This is a genomic window from Ornithinimicrobium sp. INDO-MA30-4 (assembly GCF_021535045.1).
In the GTDB taxonomy this organism is placed as follows: domain Bacteria; phylum Actinomycetota; class Actinomycetes; order Actinomycetales; family Dermatophilaceae; genus Ornithinicoccus.
In genome coordinates, this window is the sequence record NZ_CP091056.1 from 435133 (window position 1) to 458664 (window position 23532).

Sequence of the window (23532 nt, forward strand, 5' to 3'; positions counted from 1 at the left end):
GACACGACTCACGTGAACGACTATTACGCAGACCTCGGGGTCTCCCGTGACTCGAGCGCCGAGGACATTAAGCGCGCCTACCGCAAGTTGGCCCGCAAACTGCATCCCGACGTCAACCCCGGCCCTGATGCGGAGGCCGAGTTCAAGAAGGTCTCTCAGGCCTATGACGTGCTGTCCGATGCTGACAAGCGCGCCAACTTTGACCGTGGGCAAGACCCCTACGGCGGCGCCCAGGCAGGGTTCGGACAGGGCTTCACCTTCACCGACATCATGGATGCCTTCTTTGGTGGCACTTCGGCTGGCAGCCGCGGCCCTCGTTCGCGGACTCAGCGCGGCCAGGATGCCCTGGTCCAGTTGAGACATCGATCTCAAGACCGCCGTCTTTGGCGCCGAAGAGACCTTGAGCGTCGACACTGCCGTGCACTGCCAGACCTGCACCGGCTCCGGCGCGCAGCCCGCTCGCTGGCACCCGGACGTGCTCGGTATGCCAGGGGCGCGGTGAAGTCCAGCAGGTCCAGCGTTCCTTCTTGGGCCAGGTCATGACGTCTCGTCCCTGCAGCGCTTGCCGCGGCTACGGTGAAGTCATCGAGAACCCGTGCTTTGACTGCTCCGGTGAAGGCCGCGTGCGGACTCGCCGTGAGATCTCGGTCAACGTGCCTGGTGGAGTCGACACCGGCACCCGCATTCGCCTGACCGGCCAGGGCGAAGTTGGCCCTCCGGCGGTCAGGCTGGCGACCTTTATGTCGAGATCGCGATCCTGCCGCACGACACCTTCCGCCGTCGTGGCGATGACCTGCACGCCTCCATCGAAGTGCCGATGACGGCGGCTGCGCTCGGGGCCAGCCTCACGGTCAACTCCTTCGACGGCGACCAGGAGGTTGACCTCAAGGCCGGCGCACAGCCGCAAGAGACGATCACCTTGAAAGACTTGGGCGTGACGCATCTGCGTGGCACCGGTCGAGGAGACCTGATCGTTCACCTCGACATCAAGGTGCCCACGAAACTCAACGAAGAGCAGCGCCAAATGTTGCGCGACTTCGCGGAGTCCCGTGGCGAATCACGCCCGTCGGGTCAGATGGCTTCTTCGCACGGCGGCATCTTCGGCAAGTTCCGGGAAGCGTTCTCCGGCCGGTGAGTGCTCCGCTGTTCTTACTCGACTCCGGCGGGCTGGCTGAGGCCAGCGTCGGAGTCGAGCTGGTGCTGCGCGGCTCTGAGGGGCGACACGCAGCGGATGTCTCCAGGCTGAAGACGGGCGAAGCTGTTTCGCTAGCCGATGGCAGCGGCGCTATTGCTCACTGCGCTGTGTCTGGCACGGGCAAAGGCGAATTGCGCGCAGTGATCGAAGAGTTGGTGCACGAGCCCGCACCAAATCCAGGATTCACGCTGGTCCAGGCGCTAGCCAAGGGGATCGTGACCTGCTGGCCATCGAGATCGGCACCGAACTCGGCGTCGATGCTGTCGTGCCATGGCAAGCAGATCGCAGCATTGTGCGTTGGCGCGGCGATCGAGCCGCCAAAGGCTTGAAGAAGTGGCGCCAGACGCTCATCGCAGCGACCAAGCAGGCCCGGCGCTCGCGCATACCCGAGTTGGCGCCGTTGGCTGATCGCAAGATAGTGCTGGATCGCATCGCGGCGGCGGATGTCGCTTTGGTTTTGCACGAAAGTGCCGTGGAGCCTTTGGCTGAGATCGACGTTCCCGCTGAGGCTGGCGAAGTCGTGCTCATCGTTGGCCCCGAAGGCGGCATTTCTGAAGCCGAACTGGCCGACTTCGTGGCAGCCGGTGCACGGTCTGTGCGGTTGGGCTCGACCGTGCTGCGTACCTCGACAGCAGGCAGCGCAGCAATCGCGGTGTTGTCAGCACAGACACGCTGGCGGTAATGAGCGACGTTTCGACACGCAGCATCACCTGGGGCGCGGCTGGCCTCATTACGTTGTTTGCCATTGAATACATTGCGGTCGGCACCGCTATGCCATCGGTGGCCCGCGACCTTGACGGTTTAGCGCTGTATTCGTTGGCCTTCGGTGCCACTGTCGCCACCAGCGTCGTCGGGATGATGGTGAGTGGCTGGTGGTCGGACCACTCTGGCCCCAAACCAGTGCTGCTCACCGGTTGTCTCAGCTTTGCTGGGGGCCTATTGCTCGCTGGCCTCGCGCCGACGATGGAGCTCTTCGTTGTCGGGCGTGGACTGCAAGGGTGGGGGAGCGGCCTGGCGACGGTGTCTATCTACGTCATCATCGCCCAAGGCGTGCCCGATGAACGCAGGCCAGCGCTGTTTTCGATGCTGGCCGCGGCTTGGGTGATCCCTGGATTAGCGGGCCCGGTCCTGACCGGTGTCGTCGTCGAGCAGTGGGGTTGGCGCTGGGTGTTTTGGGAGTCATCCCATTGGTGCTCGTCGCTCTCATCGTGATTTGGCCCGCACTGAGAAAGACCCGGCCCAGTGACGACGCGGCCTACCTCAAAGTCAGCACGCTGCTCTGGGCGGGTGTGGCAGCCCTGAGCGCCGCAGTGCTCAATGTGCTGGCTGAAGACATTGCCGGGTGGCGTGCCGTGTTGGCAGTGCCCATGGTGATGTTGCTGCTCCTAGCGTCCTCGCACCTCCTGCCGGCTGGCACTCTGCGCCTGGTGCCAGGGCTGCCCTCGGTCATTGCGGCTCGGGGAGCAATCGGTGCGTCCTTCATCGCTGCGGAAGCATATTTGCCGTTGATGTTGCAAGAGATTCACGGGTATTCGCCGGCGTGGGCTGGCGCGATTCTCGCGGTTGGATCGGTGACCTGGACAGTGGGTTCGTGGGCGCAGAGCAAGTTGGCTGATCGAGTCGGGCGCAATGAGTTGTTGGTTCACGGCTCCGTCATTATCTTGATCGGTCTGGCCGCTCTGGTGCTGGCACTTGGCGTCGACTCTCCTGGTTGGACCGTCCTGACGATCTGGGGTTGGACATCTGCCGGAGTCGGATTGGCATATCCGATCACGTCGCTGTTGACGCTGCGGTTATCACCAGAATCAGAGGTTGGCAAGAACTCTTCATCGCTTCAGGTCAGCGAAGCCCTAGCTAGCGCAGGGTTTTGGCGCTTTCGGGAGCAGCTTTGGACTCTTCTACGCGACCTCGCCGCAGACGGCTTTTGTGTCGGTTGCAGTGGTATCTGCGCTGGCTGGCGGGGTGGCGGTCGCGACAGCGAAGCGGACGCGCATTACTGTTTCGGTATGACTGACTGCCTGTTTTGCGCCATCGCAACCGGCGACATGCCCGCCGAAGTTGTTGCCCGCACCGAGAACGTCATCGCCTTTCGCGACATTGCCCCGGCCGCACCCGTTCATGTGCTGGTGATTCCTCGAGAGCATTACGCTACGGCTGCCGAGCTGGCTGCGGTGAACCCGCTGGTGGCTGCCGAGCTATTTGTCGTGGCTGGGCAAGTGGCTGATCAGGAGGGAATCGCCACCTCTGGCTATCGACTCGAGTCCAACGTCGGTGACGATGCTGGGCAAACCGTGAACCACGTACACCTGCACGTCTTAGGTGGACGCGACCTCGGGGCGCTGGTTGGACCGGCAGGAGTAGAATAAGCAGCCTCATGCCTGAACTACCCGAATCGCCAGCACCTGACCAACAACCCGTGCACGTCATCACCGTCCCCAGCGATGTGCCCATGGTGGCTCTCGTCGGCTCACGGGATGAACTGTTGCGGACCATTGAACGCAGTTTCCCCAAACTCGACATCCATGTCCGGGGCAACGAGTTTCGATTGACGGGGGAGTCCGCTGAAATGGCGCTCCTTGAGCGGTTGATCGATGAGTTGATTTCGGTGACCAACAACGGTCATGCCTTGGATCGCAATGCTGTCGAGCGTTCGATCGGGATGTTGCGTGGGCAGACTCAAGACCGACCCGCTGATGTGCTCACGATGAATATTTTGAGCAGCCGCGGAAAGGCGATCAGGCCAAAGACGCTGAACCAAAAGCACTATGTCGATGCCATTGACACGCACACGATCGTGTTTGGGATCGGCCCGGCTGGAACCGGCAAGACGTATTTGGCGATGGCGAAGGCGGTCGCAGCTTTGCAGGCCAAAGAGGTCAATCGCATCATTTTGACCAGGCCAGCAGTTGAGGCGGGTGAGCGGTTGGGATTCCTGCCCGGCTCGCTCAACGACAAAATCGACCCATACTTACGCCCGCTTTATGACGCCCTGCACGACATGGTTGACCCGGATTCCATCCCGCGTCTGATGGCGTCGGGCACGATTGAAGTGGCCCCGCTTGCCTACATGCGCGGTCGTACCCTCAACGACGCGTTCATCATCTTGGACGAAGCTCAAAACACCTCGGCTGAGCAGATGAAGATGTTCCTGACCCGCCTGGGCTTCGGCTCACGGATGGTCGTCACCGGCGACGTCACCCAGGTTGATCTTCCGGGTGGCACCACCTCCGGGTTGCGTGTCGTGCAAGAGATCCTGGATGGCGTCGAAGATGTTCACTTCTCTAATCTGACCAGCCAAGATGTGGTGCGCCACAACCTGGTCGGCAAGATCGTCGATGCCTACGGTCAATACGACGCGACGCACCCGCCCACTGCTGGGTACGTCGGTGGACGTGGTCCGCGTTGAGCATTGAGGTTCTGAATGAGTCCGGCCAGGTGCCATCGGCGCTTCCGGAGCAGGAGTTTCAAGACCTGGCGCGTTTCGTGTTGGAGGCCATGCACGTCCACCCCGCTGCCGAGTTAACCATCACTCTGGTCGACACCGCTGCGATGGAGGCATTGCACGTGCAGTGGATGGACCTTGAAGGTCCCACCGACGTGATGAGTTTCCCGATGGATGAGTTGCGCCCCGGGAGCCACGACCAGCCCAGCACTGAGGGCATCTTGGGGGATGTGGTGCTGTGCTCTGACGTCGCCGCGCAACAGGCTGCTGCAGCCGGTCACTCGGTGGCGGATGAGTTGTTGTTGCTCACCACTCACGGCATTTTGCACCTGCTTGGCTTTGATCACGCTGATGAAGCCGAGGAAAAGAAATGTTTGACCTGCAACGAACGTTGTTACTTTCGTACCTGGCCCAACGTGGCCGCACCACCAGCGCTGCGCCGGCTGCTCGCCGCGACCGCGCCTAAACCGTCTCGGACTATTTACCTGTTATGACTGCCCTCATTCTGGTGGCAATTGCCGCCATCCTGATCGCCTTTTTACTCGCTGGAGCCGAAACCGCGATCTCTCGGATGTCGCGTCACCACGCCGAGCAGTTGGCCGGTGAGGGCATCCGCGGATCCAAGTCGCTGGTCAAGATTGTCAGTGACTCAGCGCCATACCTCGCGGTCACGAACTTCACCCGTGTTATCGCTGAGGCGTTGGCGGCTGTCGCTGTGGCTGTTGCCGTCGACACGCAGACCAACAGCCACTGGCAGACGGCGCTGATTGCGGTTGCCATCATGGCGGTTGTCTCTTTCGTGGTCGTTGGGGTCTCGCCGCGGACCTTGGCACGTCAGAACGTGGACAAAGTGGCGCTGCAGGCGGCTCCGGTCGTCAACCTGCTGCGTACGGTCCTTGGGCCCATCGCTAAATTGCTGGTCACTTTTGGCAATGCGGTGACACCCGGTTCTGGGTATGACGAGGGCCCGTTTGCCTCCGAGGCGGAGTTGCGGGGTCTGGTCGATCTGGCTGGCGAAAGCGCCATGATCGAAGAGGGCGAGCGGGAAATGATCCACTCAATCTTTGAGTTGGGTGACACCGTTGCGCGTGAGGTGATGGTGCCCCGGCCGGACATGGTCACGATCGGCAAGGATCGCACTTTGCGGCAGGCTATGTCGCTGTTCTTGCGGTCAGGCTTCTCCCGCATGCCGGTTATTGGTGAGGGCAGCGATGACGTGCTGGGCACCTTGTACTTCAAGGACGTTGCGCGCAAGGTCAATGCCGGCGGTCAAGAAGTCAGCGGCATCAGCGTCACTGAGGTCGTGCGTGGTGTTTTGCGAGTGCCCGACAGCAAGGCCGTCGATGGTTTGCTGCGGGAAATGCAGGCCCAACGCTTGCACTTCGCCATCGTGATTGATGAATACGGCGGCACGGCTGGCTTGGTCACCATTGAGGACATTCTCGAAGAGATCGTTGGCGAGATCACCGACGAATACGACCGTGACGTCGTTGAGGTTGAAGAACTCGCTGACGGCACAACGCGAGTCCCAGCGACGATGTCGGTCGACGACCTAGGTGACCTGTTCGACATGGAAATCGAAATCGAAGATGTCGACACGGTTGGTGGTCTGTTAGCGGCACTAACCGGGCAGGTGCCGATCGTCGGATCGAGTGCAGAGATTGGCGGGTTGGAACTCACCGCCGAGCGGATGGCTGGTCGCCGTCGACGCGTGGCGACGGTGATCGTGGCCGACATGCGCAACCAGTCGGTCGAGGATGACGAGAGCGATGAGGACGCAGCCGAAGATGGCGAACTCGTCAGTGATGTCGAAGAAGCCAACGAACAGTCAGATGCGAATCGAGTCGACGCCAACTGACCCCTATGCGCCTTTTCATCTGCCATGGAGCCAGAATTTTCTGGTGCATCGCGAGTGAATCGGCGCATGGGACGCGGGTAGAGTGAGGGTATGTCTTCAGAGTCAGTTCCCTTCCGTTCTGGCTTCGCGTGCTTGATCGGGCGCCCCAATGCGGGCAAGTCCACGCTCACGAATGCCTTAGTGGGTGACAAGGTCGCCATTACCTCAAGCAAGCCGCAGACGACGCGGCACGCTATCCGCGGAGTTCGTAACGCCGAAGACTCCCAACTTGTCTTGGTAGACACCCTGGATTGCACCGACCGCGGTCGCTGCTGGGTGAGCGGCTGAATGATCTGGTGCGCGAGACCCTGCTGGGTGTCGATGTCATTGGGTTCTGCTTGCCGGCCGACCAGTGGCCCGGGCCCGGCGACCAATACATCGCCAACGACTTAGCCGAGCTGCGACAAGTCCGTAAGGGGATCAAAATCGTGGCCTTGGCGACAAAGTCTGACGCGGTCGATCGGGACCGGATGGCCCAGCACTTGATGGCTATCGACAAGTTGGGCGACTGGGACGAGATCGTGCCTTGCTCAGCCGTGAACGGTGACCAGGTCGACGAAGTGGCAGATGTGCTCGTCTCTTATCTCCCCGAAGGCCCCGCGCTTTATCCCGAGGGAATGCTGACCGATGAGTCGATGACCGTCATGATTGCCGAATTGGTTCGCGAAGCCGCGCTCGAAGGCGTTCGTGATGAGTTGCCGCACTCGTTGGCAGTGGTCGTCGACGAGATCGTGCCCCGCGAAGACCGCCCAGAGGGCAAGCCCATGGATGACATCCGGGTGCACGTCTTTGTCGAGCGCCCCAGCCAGAAGGCCATCATCATCGGCCGGGGCGGTTCCCGACTACGCGATGTGGGCACCCAGGCGCGCAAAGGCATCGAGAAACTGGTGGGCCATCGCGTCTATCTCGACCTTCACGTCAAGGTGGCTAAGGACTGGCAACGGGACCCTAAGCAGTTGCAAAGCTGGGCTTCTAACCGGCCTGTGCTTATGCGCTTTCAGCTCTTGGTGACCTCGAGCCCGACATCACGCCATCCCGAGGCAACAGCACCGGCCACATCTCCGCCAACGCCGAATCGCCCCTCGGCTGCACGAACCGTGGCGGCTGCGAAGTCTTGGAATGAAGCGTCTTTGGCGATCATCCCGGGTGTTGAGAGCACGTCAAACCAGACCTGCCCTGCCTGATCCCAGGCCGTGCCGCCCAGCCGGGTGGCCGCGAGATAGAAGGCATGGTTGGGGATCCCAGAGTTGATGTGGACTCCTCCGTTGTCGCCACTCTCATCGTGTGGCAGATCGGCGTAGTCGCGCATGTGAGCCGGCTGTGGGTCAACGCCCAGAATCGGGTCGTCGTATGCCGTGCCTGGGGCCTTGAGCGAACGCAACCCATCGCCAGCGACCGCGTCGGTCAAGATGTCAGCGCCGACAAGCCAATCAGCCTCATTTGCAGTCTGGTCAAGGGCGCGCTGCCGGACCAGTGAACCAAAGACGTCACTGATGGATTCATTGAGCGCGCCAGGCTGCGCCACATAGACCAGTCCAGCGGTGAACTGGATGAGCCCGTGCGTGAGCTCGTGGCCAATCACGTCAAGACTCGCGGTGAACGGCTCGAAGTAGACCCCGTCGCCGTCACCAAACACCATCTGCGAGCCGTCCCAGAAGGCATTGTCGTAGTCGCGGCCATAGTGCACCGTGGCCAGCAACTCCATTCCAGTATCGTCCAGAGACCGGCGACCGTATTGCTCAAAGAGCAGGCTCCAGGTCAGACCGAGACCGTCGTAAGCATCAGTAACAGCTTGGTCGTCGGTCGGTCCAGCGCCCTCTAGTCGCACCAGCACGCCTGGTAGCCGAATGCCGGAAAGCGCATCGTAAATCTCGCGGGCCGGGCTATCGGCGGCACTCTGGGTGGCGACGGCCGACTCGGGCAGCGGCGGTCGCCCACCAACCCACCTGGTGGCACGAACTTCGCGTCGCGATCGAATCTTGCTCTGATCGTCAACGGTGGCCAACAACCCCTGAGGCGGTTGCGGATCAGCATTGGCGATGCGCGCCAACAGATAATCAGGGACGAAGCCGCAGTGTCGAGGAGTGTTCATGACGGCACTCTGCCAGGTGGCACTGACATTGCTCTTAATTTGACGTGAGCCACTTCACAAATCGCCGTGAGTTCCTCTAGTCATCCCGGGCAACAGGTGGTTGAGTGGGCTTCATGAAGAAACTGATCAATGACCCTGACAACGTGATCAGCGACGCACTCAAGGCATCGCCGCCGCGCACCCGGACCGCATCAAAGTTGACCACGAAAACCGCATCATCTATCGCAAGGATGGGCCGCGCGAAGGCAAAGTCGGCTTGGTGTCCGGAGGTGGCTCTGGCCACGAGCCGCTGCATGGAGGCTTCGTTGGAGTCGGCATGCTTGATGCTGCGTGTGCAGGTGAAATGTTCACCTCACCAGTGCCCGACCAAATGATGGCAGCGACAAAGGCCGTCGATGGTGGCGCGGGTGTGCTGCACATCGTCAAGAACTACACCGGAGACGTCCTGAACTTCGAGATGGCCGCCGAGTTAGCCGAAGCCGAGGCAGGCACTGAGGTCCGCTCGGTCGTAACCGACGACGACGTGGCCGTCCAAGACTCACTGTTCACCGCCGGACGGCGCGGTGTAGGTGTCACGGTGTTGCTGGAAAAGATCGTGGGCGCTGCCGCAGAAGACGGCGCGACCCTGGACGAGTGCTTCAACCTGGCGACCAGAGTCAATGAGCAGGGCGCAACGATGGGTATGGCGCTCACCTCCTGCACCGTCCCAGCCGCTGGCAAGCCCACCTTTGAGCTGGCCGATGACGAGATGGAGATCGGGATTGGCATCCATGGTGAGCCTGGCCGGGAGACCAAAGGTTGGCTCCGGCTAAGGACATCGCTGCTATGTTGACCGAGCCAGTGGTCAGTGATCTTGGCCTGGCCGAGGGCGACACGGTGATTGCCATGATGAATGGCATGGGAGGCACCCCGCTGATCGAGCTTTACGTCATGTACAACGAGGTCGCAGCACTGCTGGATGCCGCAGGGATCAAGGTTGAGCGCAATCTGGTCGGCAACTACATCACGTCGTTGGAGATGGCTGGCTGCTCGCTCACCTTGCTCAAGGTTGATGACGAGATGCTGCGTCACTGGGATGCCCCGGTGAACACGCCCGGTCTGCGCTGGGGGTCTGATGGCTGCCTTGAGCGCTTTCCAAGCATGGATGTCGGACTTTGCTCAGGTTATCGGTCAAAATGCTGAGCATCTGACCGACCTCGACCGGGCTATCGGCGACGGTGACCACGGAAGCAACATGACCCGAGGCACCAGCAAGACGGCAGCCCTCGCCGAGGCTGAAGAATTCGACAACAGCGCCGCATACCTCAAAAAGGTGGGTATGACGTTGGTCAGCAACGTCGGTGGCGCGTCCGGGCCACTCTTTGGCACGTTCTTCCTGCGCCTCGGTGGTGCCCTGGGCGACGCTGAAGACATCGACGCGGTCACCTTTGGCAAGGCGCTTCATGCCGGTGTAGGCGGAGTTCTAGCCCGCGGCAAGGCCGAAGTTGGCGACAAGACCATGTTCGATGCGTGGTCGCCAGCGCTTGAAGCTTACGACGCAGCCGTGACCGACGGAGGCGACCTCCAGGCAGCTCTGCAGGCCGCTGTTGACGGCGCCAAGCAGGGCCGCGACGCAACGGTTGATTTGGTTGCTCGGAAGGGGCGCGCGAGTTATCTCGGCGAGCGGAGCAAGGGCCACCAGGACCCTGGCGCCACCAGCACGGTGCTTTTGCTGGAGTCCGCGCTGCGCCTCTGGCCTAATCAGCGCATATTGCCTTGACTGTGGGGCGTCCGACCGGGCGCTCCACAGTCGTTTGTCCATCAGTTACGCCCGACAGAAGTTACGCCCGACGCAACCGACTTTGTCTGCGACCCAGGAGGTCATCCCATGATTGGAATTGTCCTCGTTAGCCATTCCCATGCCTTAGGCCACGCGGCCGCGGCCCTGGCCAGTGAGATGGTGTCCGCAGACGCGGCACCCGTGATTGAGGTCGCAGCAGGCCTTGATGAAACCACCTTTGGCACAGATGCCGCTGCGATCAGCGAGGCCATCAGCCGCGCCGATGACGCTTCGCAGGGGGCAGGTGTCTTGGTGCTTCTTGACTTGGGAAGTGCCATCCTCTCCACCGAGATGGCCCTTGAGTTTGTCGATCCTGACATCGCTGATCGGGTCAAGCTCACCAGCGCACCCCTGGTTGAAGGTTTGATTGCTGCAGTCGTCACTGCCTCGACCGGTGCTGATCTGGCGACAGTGGCTAGTGAGGCAATGAATGGAGCCTTAGCTAAGAGCGATCACTTGGGTGATGTCGAAACATCTGCCGCCCAAGGCGACAGCGCACCAGAATCAACGTCCAGTAGCGGATCCGGCGAAACTGGCAGCCTGGTCGTCGTGGTCGACATTCCCCACGGCCTGCACGCTCGCCCAGCCGCGCGCCTCGTGGCTGCAGTGAACCAACTGCGCCCGACGACCGTGAGCATGACAAACGCAACCACGGGCAAGGGCCTGTCTCTGGTGGCAGCCTTAGCGCCGTCACCACTCTGGGCGCACGGGAGGGCCATGAGGTCCGCTTCGACATCGCGGCCGAGACTCCGCAGGCCTTTGATCAGGCCAAGCAGGATCTTCAAGCGCTGGCCGATGAGGGCTTCGGTGATCGACCAACCAGCACGCCCGAGGCTCAGCAATCTGCCAGCACCGCGGCTGCAGCCAAGCCACGACAGATGGGCTCAGGCATCGGCATCGCCCTAGGGCCAGCAATGCGGCGACGCGAAGCCCCGGACCTGTTGGCATACAAAGCCTCCGATGACTCCGCCCAAGAGCAAGAACGCTTGCAAGCAGCCATCGATGAGGCTCGTTTGGGCTTGGGCACGCTAATCGAGCACACGACGGAGCAGGTCGGTGAGTCCGAAGCCGCCGTCTTTTTGCGCACCAGGCACTCCTGGACGACCCAGCCCTGGTTGAGGCGTCGCAAGCAGCGATTACTGACGGTGGGAGCGCCGCAGACGCCTGGCACGGCACCGTATTCAAGGTTGCCTGTGGCTTTGAAAGCCTGGCCGATCCCTATCAGCGTGAACGTGGCCAGGACGTGCGCAGCGTGATGCACCGGGTGGAGCGAGCGCTGCTGCAGATCCCGAGACAGACAACTCAGAGGCCGAAGGCATCTTGGTCGTTGATGAGTTGGACCCAGCCACAGCGTCAACGTTGGACCCAGCCAAGATCACCGGCGTCGTGTCGCTTCAGGGTGGAGCAACGGGGCACGGCGCGATCATCGCCAAGTCTCGTGGAGTGCCGGTGGTCACTGGTGCGGGCGAACGGGCCGAGGTCAAGACCGGCACGTTGTTGGGCATCATCGAGCGGACCAATGAGATCTTCGTTGACCCCGATGAAAGCGAGCAGGAGCGTCTGCGAGACCTGATGGCCGCACGCAGCGAGTCCAGGGCCCAAGCTGATGCTGCAGCGCTCGAACCAGCCGTCACCACCGATGGGCGTCGGGTCCTGGTGGAGGCAAACGTCACTGACATTGATGAGGCTGAGTCGGCTGTGAAGCAGGGCGCCGAGGGCTCAGGTTTGGTGCGCACCGAGGTTGTCTGGGAGGGCAACGCCAAGGCGCCGAGTGTTGACGAGCAATTCGCGGTGTTCGCCGATTTGGCGCGAGCAATGCCCGATCACTCGATCACCATTCGGACCTGGGACATCGGCGCTGATAAGCCGATGCCGTTCTTCCCGCAGACGCCTGAAGCCAACCCCTTTCTTGGAGTACGCGGAGTGCGGGCTTTCCGTGCCGATCCCGCTTTGTTGGTTGACCAGTTGGACGCAGTATGCCGGGTGGCCCGCGAAGTCGGACCGGTGCGGGTGATGTTCCCGATGGTGAGCACTCGGGCTGAGGTTGATTGGGTTTGGGACTGCTCGACGAGGCTGCGCAGCGCTCCGGCGATGGCCGACCGGACGGCCTCGAAGTCGGGATCATGGTTGAGGTGCCGGCTGCGGCTTTGACAGCTGCGCGGCTGGCCGAGGGCTCGACTTCGTCAGCATTGGCACCAATGACCTGACGCAATACGTGATGGCGGCCGAGCGCGGCAACGGAGCGCTGGGCGAACTCGGTGATGTGCTGCACCCGGCTGTGCTGCGGATGATCGGCATGGTTGCCAACGACGTTCCCGACGGTGTGCGAGTTGCTGTCTGTGGAGCCTCCGCGAGTGATCCTGACATTGCAGCGATTCTGGTCGGTCTCGGCGTGACCGAGTTAAGCGCGACTGCTGCCAGCGTGGCCGAGGTGAAGGCCAAGATTCGCCAGCACTCTTGCCCAGAGTTGCAAGACCTTGCCCACTCCGCGATGCAGAGCGCCAGCGCGGATGAGGTGCGCGAGTTGCTGGCCTGAGTCAGGGGCGAACTCACCCGGCAGTGGCGCGCCCCGTTGGTCTGTCAGCCCAAAGAGGGACAATGGCGACATGCCCCTGTACCGCGACGCAGCCATCGTGCTGCGGACCCACAAGTTGGGAGAAGCAGATCGTATCGTCACTCTGCTGACGCGCAGCCGGGGCAAAGTGCGTGCAGTGGCCAAGGGCGTGCGTCGCACCAAGTCGCGTTTTGGTGCCCGACTTGAGCCCGGCATGGTCGTTGACGTGCAGTGTTACGAGGGTCGCAATCTCGACACCATCACCCAGGCCGAGGGCCTGGCGTCCTACGGGGAAGAGATCGCCCGTGACTATGACGCATGGACTGCAGCTAACGCGATGTTGGAGACCGCTGACCAGTTAACCAGCGAAAATGAGCCTGCCCAGCAACACTTTGTGCTGTTAGCCGGAGGGCTGGCCACCTTGGCATCCGGGACGCAAGACCAGCGGTTGGTGTTGGACTCCTACCTTTTGCGAGCGCTCGCAGTCGCTGGTTGGGCGGCAAGTTTTCACGACTGTGCGCGCTGCGGCGCAGGAGGACCACACCGGGCCTTCAACATCACCTCGGGTGGCTCCGTCTGCTCCTCCTGCCGCACCGGTGGCTCCACCGCACCGGCCCCGACGACATTGGTGCTGCTCGGCGCATTGATGACCGGGGATTGGGCTGAGGCCGACGGCAGCGGTCCGCGTGAGCGCAATGAGGCCAGTGGCATCGTGGCCGCCTACGTGCAGTGGCATTTGGAGCGCGGCGTTCGAGCGCTGCACTACCTCAAACGCGTGCCGCGCGTTGCTCCTCTGGCATGATTCGACAGGTGGCTGGAAACTCAACACCTCAAGCGCCTTACCCGCACCCTGGTGGTGCCAAAGCCCCGGCGATCCCGGCGAAGTTCGTGCCGGATCACGTCGCCGTCGTGATGGATGGCAACGGCCGATGGGCCAACGCTCGCGGGTTGCCACGCACCGCAGGGCACGAAGCAGGCGAAGCCTCGCTGATGGATGTCGTGGCTGGTGGCATCGAGATCGGCGTCAAGCACATCAGTGCGTATGCGTTCTCCACCGAAAACTGGCGTCGCTCGCCCGAAGAGGTCCGCTTCTTGATGCAGTTCAACCGTGACGTGATCCACCGTCGCCGCGACATGATGGATGAGTGGGGTGTGCGGATGCGCTGGTCAGGCCGTCGGCCAAAGCTCTGGCGCTCGGTGATTAAGGAGCTTGAGGTCGCTCAAGAGCAGACCAAAAACAACTCCGTCATCACCCTCAACATGTGTGTGAACTACGGCGGCCGCGCCGAGATTGTTGATGCGGTGCGTGAGTTGTCGGCGGCGGTTGCCCGGGGTGAGCAAAAGCCTGAGCGAATCACTGAGGCTTCGATTGCTAAGCATTTCTATGCGCCGGACATGCCTGACGTGGACCTCTTCGTGAGGTCGTCGGGGGAGCAGCGCACGTCAAACTTTCTGCCTTGGCAAAGCGCCTACTCAGAGTTGGTGTTTGTCGACACGTTGTGGCCCGACTTTGATCGCCGTGATCTTTGGGGTGCGGTGCAGACCTATGCCGAGCGCGATCGCCGCTATGGCGGGGCTGTCGATCAGGCTAAACCTTGAGCCATGCTTCTTAGCGGAGGGATTTGAGCGAAATAGCGCCAGATCCGCTCAAATCGCACCTCCAGGATGCACGCGCACTCAGTGCCGGTCGCAAACCCAAAAATCTCAAGGTATGCCCGGTCTGGGTGAATCCGTGCTCAGCGGCTACGAGTTCGGTCCATTGCTCGACAGTCGGCCCCTCAATCTCCACGGTGCGGCCGCACTCACGGCATACCAAGTGGTGGTGATGCCCGGTGCTGCAACTGCGATAGACGGACTCGCCATCATCGGTGCGCAAGACATCAACATCGCCCTGATCGGCGAGGGCGGTCAGCGTCCGATACACCGTCGCTAGGCCCACTGTTTGTCCCTCCGCCCGAAGTTTGGCGTGCAGGTCTTGCGCGGACTTGAAGTCGCCCGACTCCTCGAGCACAGCGGCAACGGCCTGCTGCTGCTTGGTTGGCTTGCGCGTGCTGCGACTCCATGAGCGCTCCTCTTGCCTCTCGCGACTGTGGTCGTGGTCGTGAGGCACGTCGGCATGTTCGTCGTAGTGTCCGCCGTGTGGGGCGTGCCGATGTCCGTCGTGGACGTAGTCGACGTGATCTCCATGCGGGACCGTGGGGTGACCGCAATCGGGGCCATGCTCGTGCGGATGCGCCTCGGCCACAAAATGTCGCCGCGCCATCCACGGGCTAATCAGGGCTCGCAGCACGGCCACAACGGCAAACAGACCGATAGCGACGAGCACGATGGTGCCTCCTGCTGCGGTGTCCGCGTAATACGACGTCACGACACCACCGAGCGAAGAGGCCAGCCCAAAAAGACGGCCCACAAGGTTGCCGACTGGAAACTGCGTGCCACCTGTTGAGCGGCGGCGTTCGGGATGATCATCAGCGCACTAATCAGCAGCAAGCCGACAACTCGCATGGCCACCACGACGGTGACGGCGGTGAGCACAGCCAGGATGAGGTTGAGCGCCAAGACGGGCAGACCACTGGCGCGGGCATACTCCTCATCGCCAGCGACGGCGAAGAGGCGCTGCCTCAGCACGGTCGTCACCACAATGATGACCAGCGACAACGCGCCAAAAACCGCGAGGTCTTCTCGCGAGGTGGTGGTGATCGCACCAAAGAGATAGCCAGTCAGATTGGACGTCTGACTGCCATCGACTTTGTTGATGATCACGACACCGGCTGCGATGCCGCCATAAAACATGATGGCTAGCGCGATATCACCACTCGCGCGCCCACGCATCCGGATGACCTCGATGACGACACCAGCCAACACGGCCGCAATCAGCGCCGTGTACACCGGGATTGGTCAGTCAGGACACCAACAGCTACACCAGCCAACGCCACGTGCCCCATGCCGTCGCCGACCAGGGATAGTCGTCGTTGCACCAGGAAAATCCCCACGAGGGGGCAGCTAGCCCGACGAAGGCAGCAGCGAGGAGAGCGTTGCGCATGAACTCCAGCGAAAGAAGGTCGGTCATGATTCGTCGCCGTCGACTCTGGGGTCATAAGGCCCAGCCATCAACGGCGTTGACCTCACTGGAGCGTCGTGGTGGTGGCCGTGGCCGGGCAGCGCTGGTGCGGTGTAGTCCGCAACTCGACCATCAAAAACAACCTCGCCAGCATTCATCTCAACGATGTGCGTGATGGCTGACTGCAGCGCTGTGAGTTCGTGAGTGACGATCAACATGGTCACGCCCCGCTGAGCCAGTCGCTCAATAAGTCGTGCCAGCACTTCTTGCGAAGCGGCGTCAACGCCTGCCGTGGGCTCATCCATGATCAACACATCCGGCTCGCCAGCCAGGGCTCGGGCGATCAGCACTCGGCGTTGTTGACCTCCGGAGAGGTTCGCAACGTCAGCTGAGGCGCGGTCGGCCAAGCCCACGGTTTCCAGTGCTTCTTGGACTAATTCGGCGTCTCGCTTGGTGGCATGCTGCCACCAGCGGCGGTGCGCCAGCCGGCCGGTCGCCACGATTTCACGCACGGTGGAGCGGACAGACCCAGACAGGGTATGCCGTTGTGGCACGTATCCCAGGCGCTCGCGGACATCGCGGTCACCAATGGGCCCGCCGAGCGCGTGCACGGTGCCGCCCAGTTGCTCATTCAGGCCCAACAGCCCACGCACCAGCGTTGACTTGCCGGAGCCGTTGGGTCCGAGCAGGGCAACGACATCGCCGGGCTCCACGCGCAGGTTGAGGTGCGCGATAAAGGGTTGGCCCGCATACCCGAAGGAGGCGTTTTTCGCTTCGATGGCCGCAGAGGTGCTCACGAGCAGTGTTGGCCTTCAGCCAAGGCATCCAGGTTGGACCGCATGACCTCAAGATAGTCCGAACCGGCGGAGGCATCGGTAAGGCCCTCAAGTGGGTCCAGTGTAAGCACGGTCGCCCCGGTCTCATTAGCGATGGTGTCGGCGATGTCGCTGCCGAGGATCACTTCGGAGTAGATCGTGTCGACTCCCGCGTCTTCGACGATGGTGGTGACTTCGGCCAGACGAGCCGGGCTTGGCTCGGCCTCGGGGGAGATGCCGGTCACGCCGATCTGATGGAAGCCATAGTTTTCGGCCAAGTAGCCAAACGCCGCGTGCGTCGTGACGAGGTCTTCTTGCTCACAGTTGGCCAGCCCTGCCTCGAAGTCCCCGTCGAGTGTGTCGAGTTCGGCGATGAGGGCAGCAGCGTTTGATTCGTAGTCGGCGGCGTTGTCTGGGTCGATCTCGCTCAGCTCGTCGGAAACCATCTGAGTGACATCTGCCATCCGAGCAGGATCAAGCCACCAGTGTGGATCTACCTCGTCGCTGTCACCTTCGTCTTCGTGTTCTTCTTCGTGCCCATCACCGTGGTCGTGGTCATGTTCGGCTCCAGTGCTGATCAGATCAGCGGCACCGTTGACGTCGACTGAGTGGTCGCTGGCCTGTTGCTCGACGGCTTCGTCAATGGCTGTTTGAAGGTCGGCGGAGTAGATCACCAGGTCACTCGACTGCACGTCGCCGATCGTCTGCGGGGACAACTCAACATCGTGTGGGTCGACGCCTGAGGGCGTGAGGCTGACGACATCGAGGTGGTCAGCCGCCACCGATGTGGTGATGAAGTCCAGCGGATAGATGCTGGTCATGACGGTTCGCGAAGAGTCGTCAGTTGCGGTGGTGTCGTCGGATCCGCCACAAGCCGTCAGCCCAATCAGAGCAACCGCGGTGACAGGGATGAGACGAGGGCGAAAGTTCATAACTCAGATTCTGATGAAAATGAGAATGATTGTCAAAACTAGATTTAGAAGATGTCCCGAGGGAAGGCAATGACGACGGCCACGGCAATCAGTGCGACCCACACGGATGTGCGCATGGCTCGTTCGGCAAGGCCGAGTGTCGGCCAAGCGAGGTAGAGCAGCCAGGCTGCAAAAATGACGGGAAGAGCCACGATGACCGTGCCAGCGGCACCACCGACCAGTCCTCCGATAACGAGCAAAACCACTACGCCCACCAGCGGAGCCCAAAGGGCAACTTCGCCAGGGCCCTCAACGCGGGCGCACTTGCGCTCTCGACGCGGTGCCTGATCCCGCTTGGGGGAGGAGTGCCATACTCCGCGCAGGTGTCTGAGGTTGAATGCCCGTGTGCCATACCTGTCAGGATAGTTGCCTTTTGGACTCTAGGATGAAGGCATGGCACCCACTACCGTTGAATCCGTTGTCAACCTGTGTAAGCGTCGAGGCTTCGTCTTCCCCGCCGGGGAGATCTATGGAGGCACCCGGTCCGCATGGGACTACGGCCCCCTCGGCGTGGCACTGAAAGAAAACATCAAGCGTCAGTGGTGGCGCTCAATGGTCCAATCGCGCGAAGACGTGGTTGGCCTCGACTCTTCGATCATCCTGCCTCGTGAGACCTGGGTGGCTTCGGGCCACGTCGGTGTCTTCAACGACCCGTTGACCGAATGCCAGTCTTGCCACCGCCGCTTCCGTGCTGACCACCTGCAGGAAGCTGTTGCCGACAAGGCAGCAAAGAAGGGCAAGGAGATCGACCCTGACACGGTTGAGTTGGCGACTATCGCCTGCCCCAACTGTGGCACCAAGGGCGCTGGACCGAGCCCAAGGACTTCAACATGATGTTGAAGACCTACCTCGGCGTGCTCCAGGACGAGTCGGGTCTGCACTACCTGCGCCCCGAGACGGCCCAGGGCATATTCGTGAACTTCGCCAACGTGATGACGTCGGCGCGCAAGAAGCCGCCGTTCGGCATTGCCCAGGTCGGCAAGTCCTTCCGCAACGAGATCACTCCCGGAAACTTCATCTTCCGCACCCGTGAGTTTGAGCAGATGGAGATGGAGTTCTTCGTTGAGCCCTCCACCGCTTCCGAATGGCACCAGTACTGGATCGACACCCGCTACCAGTGGTACATCGACCTGGGCGTTAACCCCGACAACCTGCGTCTCTTTGAGCACCCGGCAGAGAAGTTGTCGCATTACTCCGACCGCACCGTTGACCTGGAGTATCGCTTCCAGTTTGCCGGCAGCGAGTGGGGCGAGTTGGAGGGTGTGGCCAACCGCACCGACTTTGACTTGTCCACGCACTCCAAGCACTCGGGCACCGATTTGTCCTACTTCGACCAAACAACCGGCGAGCGCTACACCCCGTATGTCATCGAGCCGGCGGCCGGTTTGTCCCGCTCGTTGATGACCTTCTTGGTGGACGCGTACACCGAGGACGAGGCACCCAACGCCAAGGGTGGTGTCGACAAACGCACCGTGTTGAAGTTGGACCCGCGCCTGGCACCGGTCAAGGTTGCTGTCTTGCCGCTGTCTCGCAACGAAAAGCTCAGCCCGGCAGCCAAGGAGTTGGCTGCCAAGTTGCGTCAGCACTGGATGATCGACTTCGACGACTCCGGCGCTATTGGTCGTCGCTATCGCCGTCAGGATGAGATCGGCACCCCGTTCTGCATCACCGTCGACTTCGACACCCTCGACGACAACGCCGTGACCGTGCGCGAGCGCGACACGATGGCCCAAGAGCGCATCTCGCTGGACGAGATCGAGGGCTACCTCGCTCAGCGCCTGATCGGCTGCTAACAGTTTGACCGGGAGCCCCGTGAGCCAGCCCACCATGCACATACGACCATTTGATGTCTCAGACACCGAGGCGGTCGTGCAGTTGTGGCAGGCCACGGGGCTTACTCGTCCCTGGAATGATCCCTATCGCGACATCGAGCGCAAACTCCGCGTGCAACCTGAGCTTTTCTTGGTCGGCGAAGTTCAGGGCAGCGTCATCGCGACGGCCATGGCTGGGTATGACGGTCACCGCGGCTGGATCTACTACCTTGCGGTTGACCCTTCGCACCAGGGCGCGGGCTTTGGTCGGCAAATGCTCGCCCACGCCGAGGGACTGCTGCTGGAGTAGGGCTGTCCCAAGGTCAACATGCAGGTGCGCTCCGGCAACGATGCGCAGATTGAGCGATATCAGCGCTGGGGGTATTCACCCGATGGCGCGACAGGTATGGGCAAGCGCATCATCCCGGACTAGACCGGTTGTCGAGCTAGCACTTAGCCACTCACGATCAGCGTCGTCCCGAGGAAGACCATCACTACCGCGATAATCCCATCCAGGACCTAGCCAGATGAACAAATACAAAATCAGTTCAAGCATCGTTGAAGGCAACCACCGAGACAACCTTCGGTAGCGCTTTGACGCGCAGTCATACATAGTCCAACCGCTACGAGGTGCCTCACTGAAAGGTGAGCGCGTGCGGTGGTCTGGTGCCTCACGAGTTGTGAGCACGAGGGCTGGCGGCTTATTGGGTTGTCTGGAGTCGGCGGATCGATGGTTCCAAGGGTGTCATGTCGAGGTGCCGATTCGCGGCCATGGCCTTGGTTTTGCCACGCGAGACCTCGATTAGCCGAAGCTGGATCTGGTTGATGCGCCGGGTCAGATCGGCCGGGTTGATGCCGGCGATGCGCGCCTGTACGGTGCGGGTCTGCCTGGCGGCGAGCAGGGCCGGATTCCGGTACGCGCGCCAGGGCGTCCTCGGCTTGTCGTAGAGGCGCGTGCGGCGCCCGTCGGTGCCGGTGTCGTAGCCGACTGGCTTCTTCGTCGGGGTGAAGAAGTTCAGCCGCATCGACACCAGCGGCCAGAGCTCGCCCAGCAGGACGAGTTTTCGGGCGAGTCGTAGCGCCAGTGGAACACGCGCTTGCGGACGACGGGGTTATTCTTCGACTCGACGGTGGCTTGGTCGCTCTTCTTGTAGGGCCGCGACCGGGTCTGGGCGATATCGCGCGCCTGGAGCCAGTCGGCGACCTCGTGGTTGATGAACTCCGATCCATTGTCAGAGTCGAATGGCACAGTCTGCGGCTCGTCGCCGACCTTGCTCAGTCCGATCGAGTTGCGCAGCAGCGGCGACGGCTTCGTGGACGATGCCGCGAAGCTGCATCGACCGGCGCACCGCGGCCAGATACCGGTCGATCGTGGCCACGCTCATGGCCTTCAACTCCACGACCGTCTCCGCAGTGGCGAAGGGCTTGTCCAGGTCCCCGACCTCCTCGAGCAGTGGCAGCCACAGCTCCAACATCACGACCAGGTGCTTCCCGCACGGGGGCAGCCCATCAGCGTCCACACGTGTTCCAGCAGCAGCGGGGCCCGTCACCATCCACCGAGCCGTCGACCGGCCCATCCCGGTGGACGCCATCACCTCATCAAGGAACCGAGCCTTGTCGTGTTTACCTGCGCCCCGATACACGTTCCAGAGCTTGTTTGTGACCTGTCGTCGCGCGGCCATAGATATCTTGCCTTCCACGCCAGCAAGCCTGCCCCGAACCCGGAGCTACGCGCTCACAGAAGCTGAGGCACCACCCCCACCTACCCGCTCAAAGTGGCTGAGGCACGCCGGGCTATTGACTCATTATTCAACCAAAGTGTATTGTGGCGCAATATAGATTGGTATTAAATGAACCTCAACGAGAAAAGGAAATTCGTGCACATGGTAAAATCCAGCAGGAAATACAGCATCTCAAATATATCTAGCGTAGCAATCGCTTCACTAGTATTAACCGGTCTCGCTGGCTGTGGAGATCAAGACCCAATACGGCAAAATGCCGGCGAGCAGTCTACCCCCACGGGGGCTGCGAAAGGTACCACAACACGAGATGCACCAGAAACGTCAGCAGGTATCCAGGAATCGACTCGCACAGTAATACCCGGTGAGGTCGAAACAGAGTCGATACCAGAAGCTAATCCCTATGCAAGCCTTAATTTATCACCAGAAAACCACCAGTTACTCGTAGATCGTGAGCGATATATCCGTGAAAATCTGCGAAAGAATATGGATTCTGAGGCCCTTGCTGATCTATTTGCGATAGAAGCGCTCTCTATCGAAAACACCGAAGAGGGCCGAAAAATACTAGCAGCAGCACTTGGAATGAATATCTATTTTGGCGCAATTTACCAGCAGTCAACGGCCGAAGCTAACGGATTTTTTGAACCTATGCCGGAAGCAGATGGCGGCGCCGCGGCTGACGCTCTCGCATATGCCGATTCAACTACTCAAACTACTCCGGATATAATAAGTGGCTGGACTGATACCAAGTACACTAGCAGCCTTACTCAGAATCAGACTGTGCAAGATTACGACCAGATATTTAACCGTATCGCTCAAACTCAGGGCCATCAGCTAATGAAAAACTCCACTCTTACTAACTTCGAGTACGTCGAAGGAGAGTACGTCAATCCTTCCCCAGTGTTCGAAGTGACAATGAATGAACAGCCAGAGCCCAATCCAGATGCCGACGTAATCTCAGTAGACTTCACGCTTACACTGTACGACGAAAGCTGGTCGGACAAAGAATCTCCGAACGTTCTAAGTTATTCAAGGACGTTTGGAAATTCAACGCTGGATCTAATCGATCCAAAGATAATCATACGTTCGGGCGCAGCCTTTCAAGAGTTTGATGGCCGCTACTATGACATCGGCCATGTATTCGATATCTTGCAATAGACGACACGCTCGCGGTAATACGAACGTTTGAGGCCGCGTGTCAGGTATCGGGCTATGTCCTGATATCAGAATCTAGTGATGCCGAATTAGTAGACCCTGAATCATCGCCAAACTACATAGAAGTCAGCGCGGTCGGACGTAACAATGTAGACACAGGCAGCGAAGTCAGAGATGTATGCGGGCGATACACAGATATGGCTGGATCGACCACCAACAAGGACCGAGTCCAGACAAAAGGCTCCGAAGAAGAAACGTTAATGACGAGTGACGACTAAAACTAAAAATGAGGGACCTGTTCGGAGCTGGCGAACATAATAAGTGACCGAGCGAGTACGTACACCAGCTATGCGAACGGCAATAACCAGACGCGGCTGTCGTGACTAGTTACAGCGAGTACAGCGACGAAGTAAATGCCACCGGCGAACCAATCTGTGTCAAATTGGCGCCCTCGGCTGGTTTATTTGTCGGTTCATGCGCACACTCAGTAACACTATAGATGCTGCCTGCGGAACAATCAGCAGCATGCTCCCTATTAATAATGGCTTTTGGACGAGATTCCAACGGCGACTCAACCGCTTTTGCACTTTGGGCATGATGCGTACACTGGCAACGAGGTGTTTGTGCTGGCGTTCCTGGTAATAGTTTACTCACAAATAGCCATCATTGGGGTTTCGAACTATGATCAAAAAGACTGCTTCCCAAATTAATTGCTTGGGCCATTCTGGTTAATATATCTTTCTACTTGTGTGCGCTTGCAGTAGATCTTAGCAATTTTGTCGGTAGAGAAATCTATGACCTATTGAAAGCCGTCGACTTTTATCCGAACAATATTTATTCTTCGGGCGGGGGTGTTGTCGATTGGGCGGTACTTGTTACAACCGGGCTTTCGGGAATCTCTATCCAGGGGGCGAGTTTGTGTCCTTGAGTGAGCCGTGCGTCCGGCCGACTGGCCTCTATTGGCAGCACTGGGCGCTAGCC

23 protein-coding genes and 7 pseudogenes are annotated in these 23532 nt (G+C 60.6%); 20 read left to right on the forward strand and 10 right to left on the reverse strand.

What is annotated here, in order from left to right; translation table 11 throughout:
- Positions 1 to 12: 12 nt before the first annotated feature.
- From dnaJ to era, 9 genes and pseudogenes are all read left to right on the forward strand, one after another.
- Positions 13 to 1135, forward strand: a pseudogene (gene dnaJ / locus L0A91_RS02545) (molecular chaperone DnaJ).
- Positions 1132 to 1524 carry an RNA methyltransferase PUA domain-containing protein gene (locus tag L0A91_RS18115; RefSeq protein ID WP_311197960.1) on the forward strand — a complete coding sequence of 131 codons (393 nt, stop codon included), beginning with the start codon at positions 1132 to 1134 and terminating at the stop codon, positions 1522 to 1524. The pseudogene dnaJ and the gene L0A91_RS18115 overlap by 4 nt, the downstream one beginning before the upstream one ends.
- A complete protein-coding gene (locus L0A91_RS02550) occupies positions 1425 to 1877 on the forward strand; it encodes an RsmE family RNA methyltransferase (RefSeq protein ID WP_311198127.1) in 453 nt (150 codons plus the stop codon). Before L0A91_RS18115 ends, L0A91_RS02550 begins: the two co-directional genes overlap by 100 nt.
- Positions 1877 to 2407 carry an MFS transporter gene (locus L0A91_RS02555; protein ID WP_235245731.1) on the forward strand — a complete coding sequence of 177 codons (531 nt, stop codon included), beginning with the start codon at positions 1877 to 1879 and terminating at the stop codon, positions 2405 to 2407. Before L0A91_RS02550 ends, L0A91_RS02555 begins: the two co-directional genes overlap by 1 nt.
- Positions 2347 to 3561 carry an MFS transporter gene (locus tag L0A91_RS18120; protein ID WP_311197961.1) on the forward strand — a complete coding sequence of 405 codons (1215 nt, stop codon included), beginning with the start codon at positions 2347 to 2349 and terminating at the stop codon, positions 3559 to 3561. Before L0A91_RS02555 ends, L0A91_RS18120 begins: the two co-directional genes overlap by 61 nt.
- An 8-nt stretch (positions 3562 to 3569) precedes the next feature.
- On the forward strand, positions 3570 to 4601 hold the full coding sequence (locus L0A91_RS02565; RefSeq protein WP_235245732.1) for a PhoH family protein: 1032 nt from the start codon (positions 3570 to 3572) through the stop codon (positions 4599 to 4601).
- A pseudogene (gene ybeY / locus L0A91_RS02570) lies at positions 4598 to 5103 on the forward strand (rRNA maturation RNase YbeY). The gene L0A91_RS02565 and the pseudogene ybeY overlap by 4 nt, the downstream one beginning before the upstream one ends.
- Positions 5104 to 5127: 24 nt before the next feature.
- Positions 5128 to 6495 (forward strand): hemolysin family protein, encoded by a 1368-nt coding sequence (locus L0A91_RS02575; RefSeq protein WP_235245733.1) that lies wholly within the window; start codon positions 5128 to 5130, stop codon positions 6493 to 6495.
- Positions 6496 to 6585: 90 nt separating this feature from the next.
- Positions 6586 to 7496: pseudogene (era, locus tag L0A91_RS02580) on the forward strand (GTPase Era); the annotation flags it as partial.
- A 35-nt stretch (positions 7497 to 7531) separates the two neighbouring features.
- On the opposite strand, the gene L0A91_RS02585 reads toward era, so the two are convergent.
- The gene (locus L0A91_RS02585; protein WP_220120797.1) at positions 7532 to 8626 is read right to left on the reverse strand and encodes a M4 family metallopeptidase; all 1095 of its coding nucleotides are present in this window, start codon (positions 8624 to 8626) and stop codon (positions 7532 to 7534) included.
- A gap of 113 nt (positions 8627 to 8739) precedes the next feature.
- Here L0A91_RS02585 and dhaK point away from each other — a divergent pair.
- From dhaK to L0A91_RS02620, 8 genes and pseudogenes are all read left to right on the forward strand, one after another.
- Positions 8740 to 9736: pseudogene (dhaK, locus tag L0A91_RS02590) on the forward strand (dihydroxyacetone kinase subunit DhaK); the annotation flags it as partial.
- Positions 9737 to 9770: 34 nt separating this feature from the next.
- Positions 9771 to 10385, forward strand: a complete 615-nt coding sequence (gene dhaL, locus L0A91_RS02595; protein WP_235245734.1) for a dihydroxyacetone kinase subunit DhaL — start codon at positions 9771 to 9773, stop codon at positions 10383 to 10385.
- A gap of 108 nt (positions 10386 to 10493) precedes the next feature.
- The gene (dhaM, locus tag L0A91_RS02600; protein ID WP_235245735.1) at positions 10494 to 11351 is read left to right on the forward strand and encodes a dihydroxyacetone kinase phosphoryl donor subunit DhaM; all 858 of its coding nucleotides are present in this window, start codon (positions 10494 to 10496) and stop codon (positions 11349 to 11351) included.
- Between the two features lie 8 nt (positions 11352 to 11359).
- A pseudogene (locus tag L0A91_RS19455) lies at positions 11360 to 11464 on the forward strand (hypothetical protein); the annotation flags it as partial.
- A 301-nt stretch (positions 11465 to 11765) separates the two neighbouring features.
- Complete coding sequence (locus tag L0A91_RS02610) at positions 11766 to 12596, forward strand: putative PEP-binding protein (RefSeq protein ID WP_260115273.1); 831 nt, start codon at positions 11766 to 11768, stop codon at positions 12594 to 12596.
- Between the two features lie 67 nt (positions 12597 to 12663).
- Positions 12664 to 12981, forward strand: coding sequence for a putative PEP-binding protein (locus L0A91_RS17165; protein ID WP_260115274.1), 318 nt, complete (start codon positions 12664 to 12666; stop codon positions 12979 to 12981).
- A 70-nt stretch (positions 12982 to 13051) separates the two neighbouring features.
- Positions 13052 to 13801, forward strand: coding sequence for a DNA repair protein RecO (recO, locus tag L0A91_RS02615; RefSeq protein WP_235245736.1), 750 nt, complete (start codon positions 13052 to 13054; stop codon positions 13799 to 13801).
- Complete coding sequence (locus L0A91_RS02620; RefSeq protein ID WP_397333773.1) at positions 13798 to 14598, forward strand: isoprenyl transferase; 801 nt, start codon at positions 13798 to 13800, stop codon at positions 14596 to 14598. The genes recO and L0A91_RS02620 overlap by 4 nt, the downstream gene beginning before the upstream one ends.
- 10 nt (positions 14599 to 14608) lie before the next feature.
- Here L0A91_RS02620 and L0A91_RS19460 read toward each other — a convergent pair whose 3' ends face one another.
- The 6 genes and pseudogenes from L0A91_RS19460 to L0A91_RS02645 form a co-directional block, all read right to left on the reverse strand.
- Positions 14609 to 15262, reverse strand: a complete 654-nt coding sequence (locus L0A91_RS19460) for a Fur family transcriptional regulator (RefSeq protein ID WP_397333839.1) — start codon at positions 15260 to 15262, stop codon at positions 14609 to 14611.
- A gap of 87 nt (positions 15263 to 15349) precedes the next feature.
- A pseudogene (locus tag L0A91_RS18125) lies at positions 15350 to 15831 on the reverse strand (metal ABC transporter permease); the annotation flags it as partial.
- Positions 15832 to 15872: 41 nt separating this feature from the next.
- Positions 15873 to 16097: a metal ABC transporter permease gene (locus tag L0A91_RS18130; RefSeq protein ID WP_397333774.1), complete on the reverse strand. Its 225-nt coding sequence runs from the start codon at positions 16095 to 16097 to the stop codon at positions 15873 to 15875.
- Positions 16066 to 16857 (reverse strand): metal ABC transporter ATP-binding protein, encoded by a 792-nt coding sequence (locus tag L0A91_RS02635; RefSeq protein ID WP_235245738.1) that lies wholly within the window; start codon positions 16855 to 16857, stop codon positions 16066 to 16068. The genes L0A91_RS18130 and L0A91_RS02635 overlap by 32 nt, the downstream gene beginning before the upstream one ends.
- The gene (locus L0A91_RS02640) at positions 16854 to 17807 is read right to left on the reverse strand and encodes a metal ABC transporter solute-binding protein, Zn/Mn family (protein WP_235245739.1); all 954 of its coding nucleotides are present in this window, start codon (positions 17805 to 17807) and stop codon (positions 16854 to 16856) included. Before L0A91_RS02640 ends, L0A91_RS02635 begins: the two co-directional genes overlap by 4 nt.
- Before the next feature lie 44 nt (positions 17808 to 17851).
- Positions 17852 to 18061: a DUF6703 family protein gene (locus tag L0A91_RS02645; protein ID WP_235245740.1), complete on the reverse strand. Its 210-nt coding sequence runs from the start codon at positions 18059 to 18061 to the stop codon at positions 17852 to 17854.
- Between the two features lie 178 nt (positions 18062 to 18239).
- On the opposite strand from L0A91_RS02645, the pseudogene L0A91_RS02650 reads away from it, so the two are divergent.
- Positions 18240 to 19639: pseudogene (locus tag L0A91_RS02650) on the forward strand (glycine--tRNA ligase).
- A gap of 19 nt (positions 19640 to 19658) precedes the next feature.
- On the forward strand, positions 19659 to 19967 hold the full coding sequence (locus L0A91_RS02655; protein WP_235245742.1) for a GNAT family acetyltransferase: 309 nt from the start codon (positions 19659 to 19661) through the stop codon (positions 19965 to 19967).
- A 391-nt stretch (positions 19968 to 20358) separates the two neighbouring features.
- On the opposite strand, the gene L0A91_RS02660 is transcribed toward L0A91_RS02655, so the two are convergent.
- From L0A91_RS02660 to L0A91_RS02670, 3 genes are read right to left on the reverse strand one after another with little or no spacing between them, the layout of a single operon-like run.
- Positions 20359 to 20688 (reverse strand): transposase, encoded by a 330-nt coding sequence (locus tag L0A91_RS02660; RefSeq protein ID WP_235245743.1) that lies wholly within the window; start codon positions 20686 to 20688, stop codon positions 20359 to 20361.
- Complete coding sequence (locus L0A91_RS02665; protein ID WP_235245745.1) at positions 20673 to 20906, reverse strand: hypothetical protein; 234 nt, start codon at positions 20904 to 20906, stop codon at positions 20673 to 20675. Before L0A91_RS02665 ends, L0A91_RS02660 begins: the two co-directional genes overlap by 16 nt.
- Positions 20890 to 21339: a hypothetical protein gene (locus L0A91_RS02670; protein ID WP_235245746.1), complete on the reverse strand. Its 450-nt coding sequence runs from the start codon at positions 21337 to 21339 to the stop codon at positions 20890 to 20892. Before L0A91_RS02670 ends, L0A91_RS02665 begins: the two co-directional genes overlap by 17 nt.
- Before the next feature lie 168 nt (positions 21340 to 21507).
- Between L0A91_RS02670 and L0A91_RS02675 the strand changes: the two genes are divergently transcribed.
- Positions 21508 to 22554, forward strand: coding sequence for a hypothetical protein (locus tag L0A91_RS02675; RefSeq protein ID WP_235245748.1), 1047 nt, complete (start codon positions 21508 to 21510; stop codon positions 22552 to 22554).
- Positions 22555 to 23532: the final 978 nt, after the last annotated feature.

What these genes read in the sequence shown, in the direction of transcription:
- L0A91_RS02555 (WP_235245731.1), top strand. Translation starts at nt 1,877, where the DNA reads ATGAGCGACGTTTCGACACGCAGCATCACCTGGGGCGCGGCTGGCCTC.
- L0A91_RS02565 (WP_235245732.1), top strand. Translation starts at nt 3,570, where the DNA reads ATGCCTGAACTACCCGAATCGCCAGCACCTGACCAACAACCCGTGCAC.
- L0A91_RS02575 (WP_235245733.1), top strand. Translation starts at nt 5,128, where the DNA reads ATGACTGCCCTCATTCTGGTGGCAATTGCCGCCATCCTGATCGCCTTT.
- L0A91_RS02585 (WP_220120797.1), bottom strand. Translation starts at nt 8,626, where the DNA reads ATGAACACTCCTCGACACTGCGGCTTCGTCCCTGATTATCTGTTGGCG.
- dhaL (WP_235245734.1), top strand. Translation starts at nt 9,771, where the DNA reads ATGTCGGACTTTGCTCAGGTTATCGGTCAAAATGCTGAGCATCTGACC.
- dhaM (WP_235245735.1), top strand. Translation starts at nt 10,494, where the DNA reads ATGATTGGAATTGTCCTCGTTAGCCATTCCCATGCCTTAGGCCACGCG.
- L0A91_RS17165 (WP_260115274.1), top strand. Translation starts at nt 12,664, where the DNA reads ATGGCGGCCGAGCGCGGCAACGGAGCGCTGGGCGAACTCGGTGATGTG.
- recO (WP_235245736.1), top strand. Translation starts at nt 13,052, where the DNA reads ATGCCCCTGTACCGCGACGCAGCCATCGTGCTGCGGACCCACAAGTTG.
- L0A91_RS02620 (WP_397333773.1), top strand. Translation starts at nt 13,798, where the DNA reads ATGATTCGACAGGTGGCTGGAAACTCAACACCTCAAGCGCCTTACCCG.
- L0A91_RS19460 (WP_397333839.1), bottom strand. Translation starts at nt 15,262, where the DNA reads ATGGCGCGGCGACATTTTGTGGCCGAGGCGCATCCGCACGAGCATGGC.
- L0A91_RS18130 (WP_397333774.1), bottom strand. Translation starts at nt 16,097, where the DNA reads ATGACCCCAGAGTCGACGGCGACGAATCATGACCGACCTTCTTTCGCT.
- L0A91_RS02640 (WP_235245739.1), bottom strand. Translation starts at nt 17,807, where the DNA reads ATGAACTTTCGCCCTCGTCTCATCCCTGTCACCGCGGTTGCTCTGATT.
- L0A91_RS02670 (WP_235245746.1), bottom strand. Translation starts at nt 21,339, where the DNA reads ATGGCCGCGCGACGACAGGTCACAAACAAGCTCTGGAACGTGTATCGG.
- L0A91_RS02675 (WP_235245748.1), top strand. Translation starts at nt 21,508, where the DNA reads ATGAACCTCAACGAGAAAAGGAAATTCGTGCACATGGTAAAATCCAGC.